Source organism: Aromatoleum sp. (genome assembly GCF_036675785.1).
Lineage (GTDB): Bacteria > Pseudomonadota > Gammaproteobacteria > Burkholderiales > Rhodocyclaceae > Aromatoleum.
Map to the genome: position 1 here is coordinate 37,944 of NZ_JAKFEF010000059.1, position 17,082 is coordinate 55,025.

11 protein-coding genes are annotated in these 17,082 nt (G+C 68.4%); 3 read left to right on the top strand and 8 right to left on the bottom strand.

Features of this window, described 5'->3' with window-relative positions:
• Positions 1-171: 171 nt before the first annotated feature.
• From V6M37_RS12245 to V6M37_RS12265, 5 genes are all read right to left on the bottom strand, one after another.
• Entirely contained in the window at positions 172-1,230 is a 1,059-nt protein-coding gene (locus tag V6M37_RS12245; RefSeq protein ID WP_332673654.1) for a 3-keto-5-aminohexanoate cleavage protein, read from the bottom strand.
• A gap of 48 nt (positions 1,231-1,278) precedes the next feature.
• Positions 1,279-2,220 carry a TauD/TfdA dioxygenase family protein gene (locus tag V6M37_RS12250; protein WP_332673656.1) on the bottom strand — a complete coding sequence of 314 codons (942 nt, stop codon included), beginning with the start codon at positions 2,218-2,220 and terminating at the stop codon, positions 1,279-1,281.
• A gap of 68 nt (positions 2,221-2,288) precedes the next feature.
• Entirely contained in the window at positions 2,289-3,269 is a 981-nt protein-coding gene (locus tag V6M37_RS12255; RefSeq protein WP_332673659.1) for a quinone oxidoreductase family protein, read from the bottom strand.
• 55 nt (positions 3,270-3,324) lie between these two features.
• Positions 3,325-4,353: a universal stress protein gene (locus tag V6M37_RS12260; protein WP_332673661.1), complete on the bottom strand. Its 1,029-nt coding sequence runs from the start codon at positions 4,351-4,353 to the stop codon at positions 3,325-3,327.
• Positions 4,354-4,366: 13 nt separating this feature from the next.
• Positions 4,367-4,681 (bottom strand): Rieske (2Fe-2S) protein, encoded by a 315-nt coding sequence (locus tag V6M37_RS12265; protein WP_332673663.1) that lies wholly within the window; start codon positions 4,679-4,681, stop codon positions 4,367-4,369.
• 242 nt (positions 4,682-4,923) lie between these two features.
• On the opposite strand from V6M37_RS12265, the gene V6M37_RS12270 reads away from it, so the two are divergent.
• The gene (locus tag V6M37_RS12270) at positions 4,924-7,629 is read left to right on the top strand and encodes a LuxR C-terminal-related transcriptional regulator (RefSeq protein WP_332673665.1); all 2,706 of its coding nucleotides are present in this window, start codon (positions 4,924-4,926) and stop codon (positions 7,627-7,629) included.
• A gap of 175 nt (positions 7,630-7,804) precedes the next feature.
• Here the strand turns inward: V6M37_RS12270 and V6M37_RS12275 are convergent, their stop codons facing one another.
• Entirely contained in the window at positions 7,805-9,154 is a 1,350-nt protein-coding gene (locus V6M37_RS12275; protein ID WP_332673667.1) for an FAD-binding oxidoreductase, read from the bottom strand.
• Between the two features lie 105 nt (positions 9,155-9,259).
• Positions 9,260-12,466 (bottom strand): ATP-binding protein, encoded by a 3,207-nt coding sequence (locus V6M37_RS12280; RefSeq protein ID WP_332673670.1) that lies wholly within the window; start codon positions 12,464-12,466, stop codon positions 9,260-9,262.
• A gap of 460 nt (positions 12,467-12,926) precedes the next feature.
• Between V6M37_RS12280 and V6M37_RS12285 the strand changes: the two genes are divergently transcribed.
• Complete coding sequence (locus V6M37_RS12285) at positions 12,927-14,573, top strand: fatty acid--CoA ligase (protein WP_332673672.1); 1,647 nt, start codon at positions 12,927-12,929, stop codon at positions 14,571-14,573.
• 69 nt (positions 14,574-14,642) lie between these two features.
• On the opposite strand, the gene V6M37_RS12290 is transcribed toward V6M37_RS12285, so the two are convergent.
• Positions 14,643-16,580, bottom strand: a complete 1,938-nt coding sequence (locus V6M37_RS12290; protein ID WP_332673673.1) for a putative bifunctional diguanylate cyclase/phosphodiesterase — start codon at positions 16,578-16,580, stop codon at positions 14,643-14,645.
• A 307-nt stretch (positions 16,581-16,887) separates the two neighbouring features.
• Between V6M37_RS12290 and V6M37_RS12295 the strand changes: the two genes are divergently transcribed.
• Positions 16,888-17,082 (top strand): DUF1302 family protein (locus tag V6M37_RS12295; protein ID WP_332673675.1); only part of this gene is annotated, 195 nt, incomplete at its 3' end.

Below are 17,082 nucleotides of genomic sequence, written 5' to 3' on the forward strand. Positions count from 1 at the left end.
TGCGCCCTAAGCCCGTCGAAGGGCGTTGGCAGGGTTTCGACACGCCCGTCCTGAGCGAAGTCGAAGGATTCAGCCCGAACGGTGTTGGATTGCCGGGTTAACGGGTTTCATCGTGGCGAGGCGCCGCTCGTGCGCCTCGCCTGATTGCAGGGTAGTCCCCCGCGTCGCGAATTACGCGGCGTGCTGCAGAAAGCCGATCTGGCCCGGTTTGCGGTTCGGCGCAAAGCCGTTTTTCGCCAGCGTCTCGTCGGCGTCCTTGTAGAAGGTGCCGATCTTGTAGATCTCGCGGGCCTCCTTGCCGTTGGCGACGTCGCGGCCGAATTCGCGCGACAGGCGCACGAGCTGCTCGATCTGCTCGACGCTGCCCATCTTGCGGTCGCGGCGCTGGGTCCAGATGTTGTCCTCGATGCCGCAGCGCACGTGCAGGCCCATCGCGATCGCCATCATGTTGAGCGGCAGTACGTTCAACATCGACGTCTCCAGCGTCAGCACCGAGCCGTCCGGGCACGCGCGCACGAAGTTCGCGAGGTTGTAGATGTTCGGTGCGTCGAAGCCGCCGCCGATCGCAACCCAGGTCAGGATCAGCGGCACGTTGCAGACGTTGCGCCGCATCATGCGCTCGACCGTTTCGAGCTGCGAGATCGTCGCGAGCTGGAAGTGCGTCTGGATGCCCTTGGCGGACAGGCGGCGGATGTGTTCCTCGACCCAGCCCGGGCCGGCCGGAATCGTCATCTCGCGGTAGGCTTGGTACATCGCCGGATCGGCGAGCGAGGTGCCGGCGACGTCGGCCTCGCACATCTGCTCGACGACGTTCATCTGGTTCGAGTTGATCGCGATCGTCACCTGGTCGGGCGTTGGGGTCAGTTCGGCCAGCATGTGGCGGGTGTCGTCGGACAGCCACTTCGCGGCGTCGCCGTCGTTCTCCGGGGCGAAGGAGATCGAGCCGCCGACCTGGATGATCATCTCGGGCACGCGGGCGCGGATGCCGGCGATCAGCTCGTTGAACTTCGACAGGCGCTTCGAACCCTTGCCGTCGAGCTCGCGCACGTGCAGGTGAAGGACGGTGGCGCCGGCGTTGTAGCAATCGACGGCCTTCTGGATCTGCTCTTCCATCGTCACCGGAATGTCGTCCGGGAAGTCGGCGGGCATCCATTCGGGGCCATACGGGGCGGCGGTGATGACGAGCTTCTGCTGGTTTTCGGGGAACAGCGATCCGTCCAGGAAATTCATTTTGGGTGCTCCTTCGGGGTGATCTTTATCGGGTGGTGGGGGTTCGGTTCAGCGGACGGGCATGCCTTCGAGGCCGTAGGGCACGTCGCCGATGATTCCGGCGCGTTCCATCTTGCGGTGGCAGGGTGCGTAGTCCATGACGGCGTAGTGCTGGGTGCTGCGGTTGTCCCAGATCGCCATGCTGTTGGGCTTCCAGCGCCAGCGCACCTGGTACTCCGGGACGAAGGCCTGGCGGATCAGGTACTGCAGCAGCTCGGCCGCGCCGGGCGCGTAGTCCTGGCCGTAGCGCACGTTCTCCGGCGTGTGGAAGTTCGTCAGGTGGGTCGTGAAGGCATTGACGAACAGCACCTTCTCGCCGGTTTCCGGATGCACGCGGACGACCGGATGCTCGGGGTCGGGGTACTGCGCTTTCAGCGCGAGGCGCTTCTCGATCGGCATCGCCGCGCCGAAGCTCGCCTCGATGCTGTGGCGCGCGCGCAGGTGCGCGATCTTCGCCTTGATGTCCTCGGGCAGCTTCTCGTACGCGAGCACCATGTTCGCCCACATCGTGTCGCCACCGACCGGCGGGCACTCGACGCAGCGCAGCACGCAGCCCATCGGCGGCGCCTCGCGCCACGTCGCGTCGGTGTGCCACGCGTTCTCGTAGCGGTCCATCGGCTGGTCGGGCGTCTTGTAGATCTGCACGAGGCCGGGATGCTCGGGGTGGCTGCCGGCGACCGGGTGGTCTTCGAGCGTGCCGAAGCGCTCGGCGAAAGCGACGTGTTCGCTGCGGGTGATGTCCTGATCGCGCAGGAAGAGCACCTTGTACTGCAGCAGCAGCGCCTTGATCTCGGCGAAGAGCCCCGCGTCGCGCGACGCGTCGCCGAGGTTCACGTTGATGAGCTCGGCGCCGATGCTCGCGGTCAGCGGCTCGGCCTTCACCGAGTCATGCAGCACGCCCGGCCGCACGATGGCGGGCGCTGCGCGTCTTTCATGGGTCGTCTGGGTCATGAGACTGTCTCCAATGGGTCCGTAATTTTGGTTTTCTCTCTGCGGGACTTCTTCTTGTATGGATTCGATCAGACGATGAAGACCGACGAGCCGGTGGTCCTGCCGGCTTCGAGGTCGTGGTGCGCCTGAACCGCGTCCCGCAGCGCATAGCGCTGGTTGATCTCGATCCGGATGCGGCCGGCCGCGACGTGATCGAAGAGCTCGCCGGCGAGCGCGTCGCGTTCTTCCGGCGTGGCAATGTAGTCGGCGAGCGCCGGGCGCGTGAGGTACAGCGAGCCCTTCATCGCGAGCAGCTGCGGGTTGAAGGCGTCGATCGGGCCGGACGCGGTGCCGAAGCACACCATCAGGCCGCGGCGCTTGAGCGAGGCGAGCGAGCCCTCGAAAGTCGTCTTGCCGACGCTGTCGAACACCACCGAAACGCCGACGCCGTTGGTGATCTCGCGCACGCGCGCCGCGACGTCCTCGCGGCGGTAGAAGATCACGTGGTCGCAGCCGTGGGCGCGCGCGACCGCCGCCTTCTCCTCGGTCGACACCGTGCCGATCACGGTGAGACCCAACAGCTTCGCCCATTGGGCGACGATCAGCCCGACGCCGCCGGCGGCCGCGTGCAGCAGGATCGTGTCGCCCGGGGCGAGCGGCCAGATGCGGCGCATCAGGTAGGCAGAGGTCAGCCCGCGCATCGTCATCGCCGCCGCGGTCTCGCACGAGATCGCATCCGGCAGCCTGATCAGCGGCGCGGCCGCGACGAGGCGCGCGGTGCTGTAGGCGCCGAGCGTGTTCACGAAGCCGGTGTAGGTCACGCGGTCGCCTTCGGCGACGTTCGTCACGCCTTCGCCGACCGCCTCGACGACGCCCGCCGCCTCGACGCCGAGGCCGTTGGGCAGCGGCACCGGATAGAGGCCGGTGCGGAAATAGGTGTCGGCGAAGTTCAGCCCGACCGCCTCGTGGCGCAGGCGGACCTGGCCGGGGCCGGGCGCGCCGACTTCGACGGATTCCCAGCGCATCACTTCGGGTGCGCCGGTCTCATGGATACGGATGGCATTGGCCATGGGGTTCTCCTCTGCGGTGCGGATCGCGAGCCGCTGTCTGTTTGAAGTAAAGCTCTTATTCGTTCGATGTGCCGGTCGGCGCGAGATTGACGATGCGCGAGAACAGGCGCCGGAACTCGGCGTCGGTGTCGCCGCCGAAGCGCGGGTCGCGGTTCTCGGTGAACGCGGCGTTGATCTCGTCCCAGTCGGCCGGCGTCAGGAAACGCTGCGCGGCGGGCAGGATCACGCCTTCCTCGCGGCCCATGTGCTCCCAGATGAAGAGCGCATAGCGGCTCACCTCGTCCTTGACCTCTGCGATGTCGGCTTTGCCTGCCAGATGGCGCTCGAGGGTCGCCGCGAGTTCGTCGACGAGCCGCTGGTCGTGCTCGTGCTGGCGCTCGAGCTCGTCGAGCTCGGCGTTGCACTGCGACGTGCGCTCGCGCAGCCTGCGGAACAGGTATTCCTCTTCCTTCGGGTGGTGCAGCGCGACGGGGAAGGTCCTGATGTAGTGGATCATCGCCCGCATCAGCGCCTCTCGCGGCACGTCCCGCTGGCCGTCGTCGCGTTCCAGCAGGTGAAGCCACGCGTGCAGTACCGCGGCGAGCGAGCGGTGCTCGTCGCGGATGATCCCGATCGCCTGCGAGGTCGCCGGCGGGTTCGACGTCGCCGCGACCAGCACCGGCATCCCGGCGTTGACCAGCACCTTCAGCGTCTGCGAGCCGAGCATCATGCCGAGGCCGCTGCGCCGCCCGTGCGACGCCATGTAGATCAGGTCGCAGCCGGCTTGGCGCGCCGCGTCGATGATCGCGCGGTACGGCGAGTCGTTCACTGCCGTTGCCGACCCGCACGGCACACCCAGCGCCCGCGCGGCCGACTCGGCCTTCGCGAGCAGCTCGCGGGCGCGGCCTTCGTACGTATACGCGAAGTCGGCGGGCGACGTCAGGCGCACCGCCTCGGCGTCGCCGGAGAGCGCCGCGGTGTGGTTGGGCTGGGCGTGGAAGAAGGTGATGCGCGCGCCGAGCGTGCGGGCAAACTCGACCGCGTTGCTGATGCTCTGGGTCGCGAGATCGGTGCCGTCGATGGGAACGAGCAGATGACAATACATGGTGGGCGGCTCCTCAGGCTGCGTTCCCGGTCCCGACGAAAACCCTGCCGTCGGCGACCCGGACCGGATAGCGGGTGACCGACAGCGTCGGCGCGACGACGAGCGCGCCCGTCGTCACGTCGTACTTCCATCCGTGCGCGGGGCAGGCGACGACGCGGCCGCACAGCTTCCCGCCGGCGAGCGCGGCGCCGGAATGGCGGCACGCGTTGTCGAGCGCATGGACGGTGCCGTCGACGTTGAAGAGCGCAACATCGCGGTCGCCCGCGCGGACCGCCCGGGATGTGCCGGGGGCGATGCTCTCCAGCGCGCAAACATCTTCGAAGTCCATCCACTTCTCCTCGTTTTGGGGGTGACACGGAAGCGATGGTAGAGAGGGGGTGCAACGATCTTCCCCCTCGAAATTGGGGGGGAGGGTGGGGCGCTGCGGTCCGCGCCTATAATGACCGGCAGGTGCGGCGCCGTCGGCATGCGCGCGAAACGCCGGACCGCGCGGGGCAGGGCACGTATCCCCGCCGTCGCCGTCCAATGCAGAACGAATCCAATTCGAATCCAGAACCGGTCGGGACCTTCATGACTTCTGCAACGGCCGCGTCGGCGATGCCGGAACTCGTGCTGATGACTACCCCGCCGCGCGCGCCGCGGCATCTGCTCGCGCGCCCGCGACTCGGGCTCGACGAGGAGCGTTTCCGCGACCGCCAGGTGATCGTCGTCCGGGCGCCGTCGGGCTTCGGCAAGACTTCGCTGCTCGCGCAATGGCGCCGCGAACTCCTCGCCGGCGGCGCGGCGGTCGCGTGGCTCTCCGCCGACGAGCGGGCCGACCCGCAGCGCTTCGTCCAATGCCTCGTCCAAGCGGTGCGCGCCGGCTGCGGGCGCCCGGCGTTCGGCCGCACGCTGGTCGAAGGCGCGGGCGTGTCGGTCGGCGAGCTCGAAGGCGTCACCGCGTGGCTCGCCGAGGTCGCGCAGACTTCGCTCGATCTCGTGCTGATGGTCGACGAGGCCGAGCGCCTGCCTGTCGCGTCGCTCGGCCTGCTCGCTTACGTGCTGCACAACGCGCCGCCGAACCTGCGTCTCGTCGTCGCGACGCGCAGCGGCCTCGACGAAGAGATGGCCGACCTCTGCACTTACGGCAACGGCGCGGTCGCCGACGCCGAGCTGCTGCGCTTCCGGCTCGACGAGACGCTCGACATCGTGCGCCCCCGCTTCGGCACGAAGGTCGACGCCGACACCGTCGCGCGGCTCCACGAGATGGTCGAAGGCTGGCCGCTTGGCGTGCAGGTCGCGCTCTCCGCGCTCGAACGCGGCGGGGAGCCGCGGGCGATCGTCGACGCGATGTCGCCGAGCGCGGGCAACCCGCAGGAACAGTTAGTCGGGCGCCTGCTCGCCGACCTCACGCCCGAGGACGCCGAGTTCCTCACGCGCGTCGCCACCGTCGACCTGCTGCACCCCGCACTCTGCGCCGCACTCAGCGGAGCCGAGGACGCGGGCGAGCGCCTCGCGCGGCTGATCCGCGACACGCCCATCTTCGTCGTTGGCGACGACCGCGAGTGGTGCCGCCTGCACACGCTCGTGCGCGACGCGCTGCGGCTGCGGCTCGCCGCGCTGCCCCCCGCCGACCAGGCCGGGCTGCATCTTTCCGCGATGCGGTGGTTCGAGCAGCGCGGCATGCTCGAAGAGGCGGCGCGTCACGCGCTCGCGGCCGGGCAGCGCGAAGTCGCCTACGGGCTCGCCGAGCAGTGCCTCTACGACGCGGCGATGCAGGGGCACACCGGCACCGTGCTCGAATGGGCCGAGCTCGTGCCCGAGGACGAGCTCGCCCGCCGGCCGCGACTGCGGCTCACGGTGGCGTGGGTGCTGGCGCTGAGCGAACGCCACGGGGAGGCCGAGCGCCTCGTCGCGCGCATCCTGGAAGACCCGGCGATCGACGACGAGCTGCGCTACGAGTGTGCGCTTATCGGCTGCGGCGCGGCCTATTACGCCGACGAGCCGGACCGCTTCGTCGCGCTGTTTGCGCCATGGGCCGACGCGCCCCGGCTACAGGAGCCGCATCTGCTGCGGATGCACGCGAACCGCCTCGCGGCGCTCGCGATCCTGCGCGGTGACCCGGCGCTCGCGCGGCGGCAGCTGCAGCAGCTCGGCCGCAAGGACGCCGGGCGCGCCCACGCCTATTCGGCGCGCTGGAGCGAATTCATCACCGGCTTGAGCTACCTGTGGGAAGGGCAGACGCGGCTCGCCAAGGACGTGCTGCGGCCTGAGCTCGCGAGCGCCGACGAGTCGCTCGGCCGCCGCCATCCGCTCTCCTGCATGCTCGCCGCGCTGCTCGCCGCGGCGTGCTACGAGAGCGACCGCGTCGACGAGGCGGCGGCGCTGCTCGCAAACCGCCTCGACGTGCTCGAACGCGCCGGCACGCCCGACACGGCGCTGGTTGCCTACCGCACGGCGGCGCGCGTCGCCGCCGCGCAGGGCGTCGAGCATCGCGCGCTCGATTTACTTGAGACGCTCTTCGCGATCGGCGCCGCCCGCCACATGCCGCGCCTGTGCGTCGTCAGCCTCGCCGAGCAGGCGCGGATGCATGCCGGCCGCTTCCGCTCCGAGACCTGCCGCGTGCTCGCGCAACGCATCGACGAGATCGTCACGCGCGAGGAAGCGGGGCGCGGCCCGCTATGGCGCCGGATGGTCGAGTTGCCGCGCGCGATGGTGCACGCCAACGCCGCGATCGCCGCGCAGGACTGGAAGGCCGCGCGCGCCGCGCTCGAACGCGCCGCGCCACTCGCCGATGCGATGAAGCTCGGCCGCGTCGGCATCGAGACGATGGCGCTGCGCGCCTACGTCCTCGACCGCAACGCCGAGCACGGCCGGGACTTGCTGCGCGAAGCGATGGACCTCGCGCACACCTACGGTCTCGTCCGCGTCTTCGTCGACGCCCACCCCGCGCTCGCCGACTGGGCCCGCAACCAGTCGGCCGACGCTCCCGGCCACCCGGACCCCGCCCGCAGCATCGCCGTCTCTCGCGTCCTGCGCCCGGCCGCCCCCCCGCCCGCGCCGGGCGCCGCCACCCCGCGCGCCGTCCCGAGCACCGTCCTCACGCCGAAAGAGCGGGAGGTGCTGGAGTTCCTCGCACGCAACCTCTCGAACAAGGAGGTCGCCCAGGCGATGGGCGTCGGCGAGGAGACCGTCAAATGGCACCTGAAGAACCTGTTCGCGAAGCTGGATGCGGCGAACAGGAAGCATGTGGTGAGGAGGGCGCAGTTGTTGGGGTTGTTGGAAGGGGGAGAGTGATCGCCACTCTTGGTGACAGGGGGATCAGACCTAGGTTGCGGTTACGTTGCGCTGAATGCCGGAACGTTGCGGGGCGGCTCATCCAGCACTCGCTCGTCATCGGCATGGCGGTCCACGATCCATGCGCCGCCGGCGAACTCCGTAGCTAAGCGGACCAGTCCCGCTTCGTGCCATCTCAGCCCCCTTTCGCCGGAGCGATGTTCTGGTTGATGTGGAAGAGGTTGTCCGGGTCATAGGTCGCCTTCACTGCCGCGAGCCGCGCGTAGTTGGCGCCATAGTTGGCGGGCGCACGGTAATCGTCGTCGCCGGACATGAAGTTGACGTAGCCCCCCTCGCTGCCCGAGTGGAGATGAATCGCGGCGTAGTAGTCCTTCACCCACTTGATGTTGGCCGCGTTGTCGGCCGGGTCCGACCAGATTCCCACGATCACCGGGGCAAAGCTCTTGTCGCGGTGGCCGAACGCGGTTTCGTTGGCCCCGACCCGTTGTGCCGCACCGTTGATCGGATGCAGATGCATGCTCGAGCTGATCGTCGGCGTCTTCCTACCATGCGCGATGTGGGCGGCGATCGCCGCGTCGGTGAGCTCGGCGATGAAGTCCGCTTTCCAGTAGTGCTGCATGCCCTTCGGGACGAGCCCGTCGAAGGCGCTTTGCAGGGCCGGGAAGGGCATGACGTCGACCTGCTCGGCCTTCACTTCGGCCGCGCCGCGCAGGGGCTTCAGTACTCGCTCGGCTTCGTCGTGGGGACCGTTCCAGCACGTGACGAGAACACAAAACAGATCCCCGACCCGGTCGGCCGGGATGAACGGCAGCGGCGGGGCGATCTGCCAGCCGAAGAAGCAGCCGAGCTGCTCGGGCGCGGTCGCAATGAATTCGCGGTAGCACTGCAGGACCGCCGCGGCATCGTCGAACTCGTAGAACAGCGGGCCGCCCACGATGTCGCCGACCTCGTGGAGCTGAAACTCGAAGCCCGTGACGACGCCGAAGTTGCCGCCGCCGCCGCGCAGGGCCCAGAACAAGTCCTCGTTCTGGTAGTCGCTCGCGGTGACCTGCCGGCCATCGGCGAGCACAACGTCGGCCGACAGCAGGTTGTCGATGGAGAGCCCGACGCCGCGGGTCAGGTAACCGATGCCGCCGCCCAGCGTGAGGCCGCCGACCCCGGTCGTCGAGATGATTCCGCCTGGCGCGGCCAGGCCGAAGGGATAGGTCGCATGGTCGACATCGCCCCAGGTCGCGCCGCCCCCGACGCGGGCAACCTTCTTGACCGGGTCGACCCGCACGTATTTCATCCTCGACAGATCGATGACCAGGCCGTCATCGACCGTGCCGAAGCCGGGCACGCTGTGACCCCCGCCGCGAATGGCCAGGTCGAGGCCGGCGTCTCGGCCGGCGGCAACCACGGCCATCACGTCGGCCGAATCCACGCACTGGATGACCGCGCGGGGTCTGCAGTCGTGCATGGCGTTGTAGACAGCGCGAGCGTCGTCGTAGCCGGAATCCGACGGGGTGATGACGCGGCCGCGCACCGTTTCGGTCAATGCCTTGATTGTGTCGCTCATGGCGTGTTCCTCCGCTTGGGTTTGGCCATGCGCGAAGGATGCGCCCTCGGGCGTTACGAAAGCGTTCCCTCCTTAGCCGGACCTGCGCAGCAAGTCTGCTGTTGCCCGGAACGCCGGGAGGTCATTGCCAGATGGAAGGGACTCGACGAGCTCCCGAAGTTCCTCACGCAGGGTTGCGTCGGGAAATCGACTGGCGAAGGCGTGCAGCGCCCGAAGCTGCAGCCAGCCCGCGCCATCCGCGCGGGCGGTGTCGACGGCATGGCGCAGCGAAGCGGCGGCGGTTTCGGTGTCCCCGCTGCGATACGCGAGCTCGCCGTCGACGCGCCACAGCTCGGCCTCGAGATAGCGTTGGTTGCAGCGGTGTGACCACGCAAGCCCCTCGCGTGTTGCGGCACGTCCCTCGCGGAACTCGCCGAGCATGCCGCGCGCCCGGGCGAGGAGAAGTAGGGTGTAGGTGAGATGCAGGGTCTCGCCTTCAGTGCGCGAGCGCGCGACCGAGCGCAGGATCTTGTCGATGCCGGCGACCGATCCCTCGCACACGTCCAGCCAGCCTCGCAGGGCTTCCAGCACGACCGTCAGGTAGCGGTCCGAAAAGCGCTTCCATAGACGGTTGGCATCCCCGAGGAGCTCGGCGAGGCGGGCGAGGTCTTCGGATTCGGCCGCCACGATCGCCGCGTAGGTGGTCACGTACCCCAAAGTCATCAGATGATCGAGCTCGGCGGCGATCGCGAGCGCAGATCGGGCGATCTCGTCGGCCCGGCCGGCATCGCCGGCCCACAACGCGACCCACGCGAGCCGCACGAGGCAGACCGCTTTGGGGTCCTGGGCGTACAAGCTCAGATGCTCGCCGCGACGGGTGACATCATAGGCTTCGAGCGCGCTATCGAGATGGTGGCGGGCCGTGGCGAGGTCGCCCCGCCAGAACGCGCTCACACCGAGGAGATAGCGGCCTTCCGTCCGCGCGATCGGGTCGTGGCTCTCATGCTCGACGAGGGCGCGGGCGAGTTCATCGCAATCGTCGAAGCGGCAGCCCTGTAGCCGGGCGAGGCCGAGGCCGCGGAGGATCGGCGGGGCCACGGATCGGTGAAGCTTGCGGCAAAGCGAAAGGGCTCGCTCGTAGAGTTGGTGCACAGCCTTGGCGCCGTAACCGTCGAGGGCAACGAGCGGGGATCCGAGGGCGATCCGGAACTCGAGTTCGAGCGCATCGCGGTCTGCTGATGGTGGCAGGTCGGCGAGCAGTGCGAGCGCGCGCCGAAACTGGGTGACCGCTTCTTCGAGGGCCGACACCGCCACCGCTCGCGTCCCCGCCACGCGGTAGGCGTCGATGGCCGCCTCGATCATTCCGGCCTGGTCGTAGTGTGCGGCGAGTAGCGGGCTGGCGGCATCGATGTCGGCGTGGAACTCGACCGTGATCGCCTCGGCGACGGCCCGGTGGAGTTCGCGTCGACGCGCCGGGCTGACCATCTCCAGCGCGACAGCCCGAAGCTTGTCGTGACTGAAATCGTACGTGAATCCCTGATCGCGGATGATCCGTCGCCGCCAGAGTTCGTCGACGTCATCGACGAGCTCGCGCTCGCCGGTCCCGGTGGTCGCGGCCAGCAGACCGATCGAGAAGGGCCGACCGATGACGGCTGCCACCTCGGCGAGTCGCTGCGCGCCGTCGGTCAGTTGACCCAGTCGGGCGTTCAGCACCGCCCGCATCGTCGGGGTGAGCACGGCCTGACTTCCATCAGACGAGAGCCCGGCGCGAAGCGCTTCGATGACGAAGAGCGGATTACCCTCGGTCTCCCGCCAGAGTCGTGCCGCCAGCTTCGGGTCGAGCGTGTCTTCGCCGCGCAGCCGGGCAGCGAGCGTAGCCGTGGTGGCTTCGTCGAGGCGGTCGAGTGCCACGGTGGTCACGGCCCGGTCGTGGCCCAGGGCGTCGACGAGTCCGGCGATGGGATGATGCGGCGGGATCTCCTCCCAGCGGACGGTGCCGAGGATGAGGATCGGTGCGGTCCGTTCGGCACGGACCACGAAACCGATCAACTCAATGGTCTCGGCGTCACACCACTGAAGATCGTCGATGATCAGCAAGCGGGGGCGGTCGCCGGCGACGATTGCCCGGCTCACCGCGTCGAACAAGCGATGGCGCTGAGCCGGGTCGCCCGACCGGCTCGGTCCGGGTGGCCGGGAAGCGTCGCGGAGTTCGGGCAGGAGACGAGCGAGCTCCGCCCGCCAGACCGCGTCGAGCGTGTCGATATAGCGTCGGAGGGCATCCGATCGGAGCAGGTCCACGACGGGACCCCAGGCCAGCCTGCCCGCAGCCTCGTAGGCACGCGCAGATGCCACCGGGTATCCCTCTGCCCGAACGCGGCGGCCGAGTTCCAGCGCGAGTCGAGATTTTCCGACCCCCGGTTCGCCGGTCACCAGCACGAGATGGGCACCGCCTCCCCGCGCGGTGTTCCATGCCGCGGTGAGCTGGCTCCATTCGAGCTCGCGGCCGACGAAAGGCGATTCGGCGACGGGTGCGAAGCCCTTGCCGTGTCCTTCGTCGCGGCTGACCGGGCCGGCCTGGAGCTCACGGTACAGAGCCCCGATCGCCTCGCCCGGGGCCACCCCGAGCTCGCGTTCGAGTGCCTGCGCATGGCGGTGGTAGGCTCGTAGCGCCGCGGCCCGGTCGCCAAGCGCGAGGTGGGCTTCCATCTGCATTCGAACGGCCGCTTCGTCGGTCGGCTCCAGCTCGAGGATGCGCTGGGCATGCCTGATTGCGGCTTCGTGATCGCTGCGGTTCGCGGCCTCTTCCGTCAGCCGCACGAGGGCCCGATGCGCCTCGGCACGAAGTCTGGCTCGCTCGTCCAGGACCCAGTCGTCGTAACAGGCGGGAAGGAGATCGCCCGAATAGAGGCGCGTGGCGAGCTCGAAATCGCCGGACGCGACTGCGTCGCGGAACCTCAGCACGTCCACTTGGCTCGGCCCGGTCGAAATCCACCGCACGGCTTCGTGGTCGATCTCGACGAACTCGGCGACGTCGGGGAGGAAATGGCGGAAGTCGTGGAGCAGCTTTCTGAGGTTGGTGCGCGCCTGAGCTTCGTTGGAGTCGGGCCAGAGCTCGAGCGCGAGTCGGGAGCGGTGGTGGGGGCCTCTCCGTGCCGCGATCAATGCCAGAAACCGTTGGAGGCGAAGCGAGTCGAAGGCGCGAAGACGGCGGCCATCGAGGATGATCTCGACTGCACCAAGAAGTCGGACCTCCAAGCGCGTCGGCGCTTCGCCACCGATCCCGCTCGTGTCACGCGGCATATGGTTCCTCTGCTTGCGGCTCGGCTCTGAAGCCTGCGGTGAGCTTCACCTGTGTCGATAACGAGCCGGACGGCAGCTCGTTGGTTTCCGACTGTGCTTCGGGGGCCGGAACCGTCGATTGTGTCGTGATGCTCACGTATCGTTCTAGGCCAAAATCTCGCCGTCGGGAGTACGCGAATTCTGAAGCTAAGCTTTTTCCGAGAGAGCCGCCGTTCAGCCAAGTACCTGACAAACGAACGCGAATATCGCCTTACGGGTCGGCAGTGTCGGCGAGGCGATTTGCGGTCATTCATCGCCGATCTTCAGCCTTGTGCTTGCTGACCCGCTCCCCCCTCGAAACAGGGGGGAACTTCCGCGATCGCTCTGGCTAGTCTCCGTCCGTCACGAACGGTCCTCGCCCTTGACGACCCGGCTTCGCCCGTTGCACCCGTAGCGAAACAACCAAGATGGAGACTCCCCCATGCCCGCCAACACCATCACTCCCACCCCCTCGGCCTACACCTACCCCCTGCTCGTCAAGCAGCTCCTCCTCAACTCGGTCGCCCTCCACCCCGACCAGCAGATCACCTATCGCGGCGAGCAGCGCTTCACATACCGCGAATTCCGCCAGCGCATCGGCAAGCTCGCGTCGGCGCTGGCGTCGCTCGGCGTGCGGCATGGCTCGACGGTGGCGGTGATGGACTGGGACAGCCATCGCTATCTCGAGAGCTATTTCGCGATCCCGATGATGGGCGCGACCATGTTCACGGTGAACGTGCGCCTGTCGCCGCAGCAGATCGCCTACACGCTGAACGACGCGGAGGCCGAGGTCGTGCTGGTGCATGCGGACTTCGTGCCGGTGCTGGAGCAGTTGAAGCCGGAGCTGAAGACTGTGCGGCGCATCGTCGTGATGGCGGACGGGCAGGCGGTGCCGGCGTCGACGCTGTCGTTCGACGGCGAGTACGAGGCGCTGGTCGGCGAGGCGTCGGCGGATTTCGAGTTCCAGGATTTCGACGAGAACACGAAGGCGGCGACGTTCTACACGACCGGCACGACCGGCGACCCGAAGGGCGTGTTCTACAGCCATCGCCAGATCGTGCTCCACGCGCTTTCCACGGCAATGGCGTTGTCGGCGCAGCGCGACGGGCAGCGGCTGCACCGCGAGGACGTGTATATGCCGATCACGCCGATGTTCCACGTGCTCGCGTGGGGCGTTCCCTACATCGCGGTGCTGCTCGGGCTGAAGACGGTGCTGCCGGGACGCTACGTGCCGGACCTGCTGCTGAAATTGAAGCGCGACGAGAAGGTGACGTTCTCGCACTGCGTGCCGACGATCCTGCAGATGCTGCTGCAGTCGCCGGTCGGGGCGGATATGGATCTGTCCGACTGGAAGGTGATCATCGGCGGCTCGGCGCTGTCGCCGGTGCTGTGCCGGGCGGCGGTGGAGCGGGGGATCGACGTGTTCGCCGGCTACGGCATGTCGGAGACCGGTCCGGTCGTCGCGCTCGCGCAGCTTTCGTCGGCTGACGCGACCGACGACCTCGACGAGGAGGTGCGCCTGCGCTGCATGACGGGGCGGCCGGTGCCGATGGTCGATTTCCGCGTCGTCGATGCCGACATGAACGACGTGACGCGCGACGGCACGAGCCAGGGCGAGATCGTGCTGCGCGCGCCGTTTTTGACGCAGGGCTATTTCAAGAAACCGGAGGCGTCCGAGGAGCTGTGGGAGGGCGGCTATCTGCACACGCAGGACGTCGCGGTCGTGCGGCCGGACGGTTTTGTGCAGATCGTCGATCGCATCAAGGACGTCATCAAGACCGGCGGCGAGTGGGTGTCGTCGATCGAGGTCGAGAGCCTGATCGCCGAGGTGCCGGGCGTGCAGGAGTCCGCCGTCGTCGGCGTGCGCGACGAGAAGTGGGGCGAGCGGCCGAAGGCCTTCGTCGTCTGCAAGCCTGGCGCGAGCGTCGAGGTCGAGGCGATCCGCGGCAGGCTGATGGCCCAGGTCGAGTCGAACCGCATCAGTAAGTACGCGGTGCCCGACGCAAGCCACGTCGTGTTCGTCGACGAGATCCCGAAAACCAGCGTCGGCAAGATCAACAAGAAGGTGCTGCGGGAGCGGTCGGCCTGATCGGAGGCAGCGGACTTCGATGCCGCGGGCGAGGTCGCGGCGCAGCCTGCTCCGGAGTGAGTCAGGGTCTCAGCCCTGCGGATGCCATGCCGACTGCTGCTCCCACTCGCCGAAGGCATTCGCCGGAATCGGCTTGCTGATGAAGTAGCCCTGCGCGGTGTCGCAGCCGAGCGTCGCGAGGCGCTGCCACACCGCCTCGGTCTCGACGCCTTCGGCGACGACTTCGAGGCCGAGGTTGTGGCCGAGGTCGATCGTCGATTGAACGATGATCGCGGAGTCCTCGTTGGCGAGCATGTTCAAGACGAAGGACTGGTCGATCTTCAGCGAATCGACCGGCAGCTTCTGCAGGTAGGCGAGGCTCGAATAGCCGGTGCCGAAGTCGTCGACGAAGAGCTCGACGCCAAGCGCCTTCAGCCGCGTCAGCGTCTCGACCGCGCCTTCGGGCTCCTGCATCAGCACGCTTTCGGTGAGCTCGAACTGGATCAGCTCGGGCGGGATGCCCCAGGTCGCGAACAGCCCCTTGATGCGGTCGAGGAGCCGCGGGTCGCGCAGGTCGTACGCGGAGAGGTTCACCGACAGCGGCAGGCGGGTGCCGGTCTCCTCCCACGCGTAGCTCTGCCGGAACGCGGCTTCGAGCACCCAGTGCGTGAGCGGCGTGATCAGCCCGCCGTGTTCTGCGGTCTTGATGAATTCGCCGGTCGATAACATCCCGTAGCGCGGATGCTCCCAGCGCACGAGCGCTTCGGCGCCGCAGATTCGGCGCGACTCGAAATCCACTTTCGGTTGGCAGTACAGGCGCAGCTCGTTCTTCGCGATCGCGCCGCGCAGCTCGCCCATCAGCGAGAGGCGACGCGAGAACTCGCGGTCGGGGTTGCCCGAATAGAGCGTGTAGCCGGCCGCCGACTGCTTCGCCTGCGCGGCGGCGGCGCTCGCGCGGCGCAGCAGCGCGTCGGGCTCCGCGCCGTGGCCGGGGAAGAGCGCGATGCCGATGCAGGCCCGCGCATCGACCGCGAACTCGAGCAGCTCGACCGGCTCGCGCAGCACGTCGAGCAACTGGTGCGCGAACCGCGTCGCATGTTCGGCCGACGTGTCGGGCAGCAGGATAGCGAACTCGTCGTCGGCGACGCGCGCGGCCATCTGCGGCTCGCGAACGAGCGGGGTCAGGTGCGCGGCGACGACCTGCAGGAAGCGGTCGGTCTCCTTGTAGCCGAGCGTCTCGTTGATCTCCTGGAACTGCCCCAGCTTGACGACCAGCAGCGCGAGCGACCGATGCTGCGGTCTCGCATCGTGCAGCGCGTCGCCGAGCCGCTCGCACAGCGAGACGCGATTGGGCAGTCCCGTCAGCCGGTCATAGAACGCCATCCGGGCAATCGTCCGCTCGGCTTCGCGGTGCTGGGCGCGCATGCGCAGGTTCGAGATGCCATACGAGAGGTCGTCGGCGAGCTCGCCGAGCAGGTCGGCCTCGGCTTCGTCGAATGCGTCCGGCTCGCTCGCGAGGATGCATAGCGCGCCGATCACGTCGTCATCGACGCGCAGCGGGAACGCGCTCGCCGCCGCATAACCGGCCGCGAGCGCCCGGTCGCGGACCGACGTGTAGGTCCCCTCCGTCAGGAGATGCCGACCGATCGACGCCTTGCCGCTGCGGATCGCCATCGAAACCGCCCACTGGCCGGTCGCGCTGTCGCTCTCGGCCCACGTCAGGGGAAGCGCTTCGAGCACCCCGGCATCCATGCCCACGCAGGCCATCACGCGGATGCCCTTGTCCTCGCCATGCTCGGCATAGCCGACCGAAGCGACGCGGTAGCCGCCGACCTCGACGATCACCCGACACATTTCCCGAAGCAGCTCGCCCTCGCCGGTTGCGCGCAGCAGCGTGCGGTTGCCGGCGCTCAGCGTGCGGTGCGCCCGCATCGCGCGTTCGACCTCGGGTGCGTCGCGCCGCTCGCGCTCGCGCCGTGCCACCGGATCCGGACGGCTCGACCGGGCAGATTCTCCCTCTGGCTTCATGGTGCGGCCTCGATGTCGGCAACTCTGAGTTTCAGTGTAGGGGGCGCAGATGCGGGTAGCCAAAGACATTCCGGTCGCCGGACGGATCGTCTGCGTGGCCGCGGCCCCGGGCGCGATGGGGTCGGGTCGATCGGGCCGGCGAGAGGGCTTCTGTGCGGGGACGTCGGTGCGAAGGGGGAGGGGGCGCCTCCCCCTCCTACCCCCCGTTGCTGGGGGGAGGGCCGCGGCGAGGGTCCGGACAATACGCCTCATCCGGTGATCGACGCCGGAACAACGAACAACACAAACACGACGAGAGGCAGAAGAGATGGGCAGTAGGAGACAGGGTTCCGGATTGTTGCGCAAGCGCACGGCGCTCGCCGTCGCCGCGGCGACGGTTGCGATGGCCGGGGATGCGCTGGCGTTCGAGTTCGACACCGGCAACCCGGATCTGCAGGTGCGCTGGGACAACACCGTGCGCTACAACCTCGCGACGCGCGTCGAGGGCCGCGACAACAAGCTC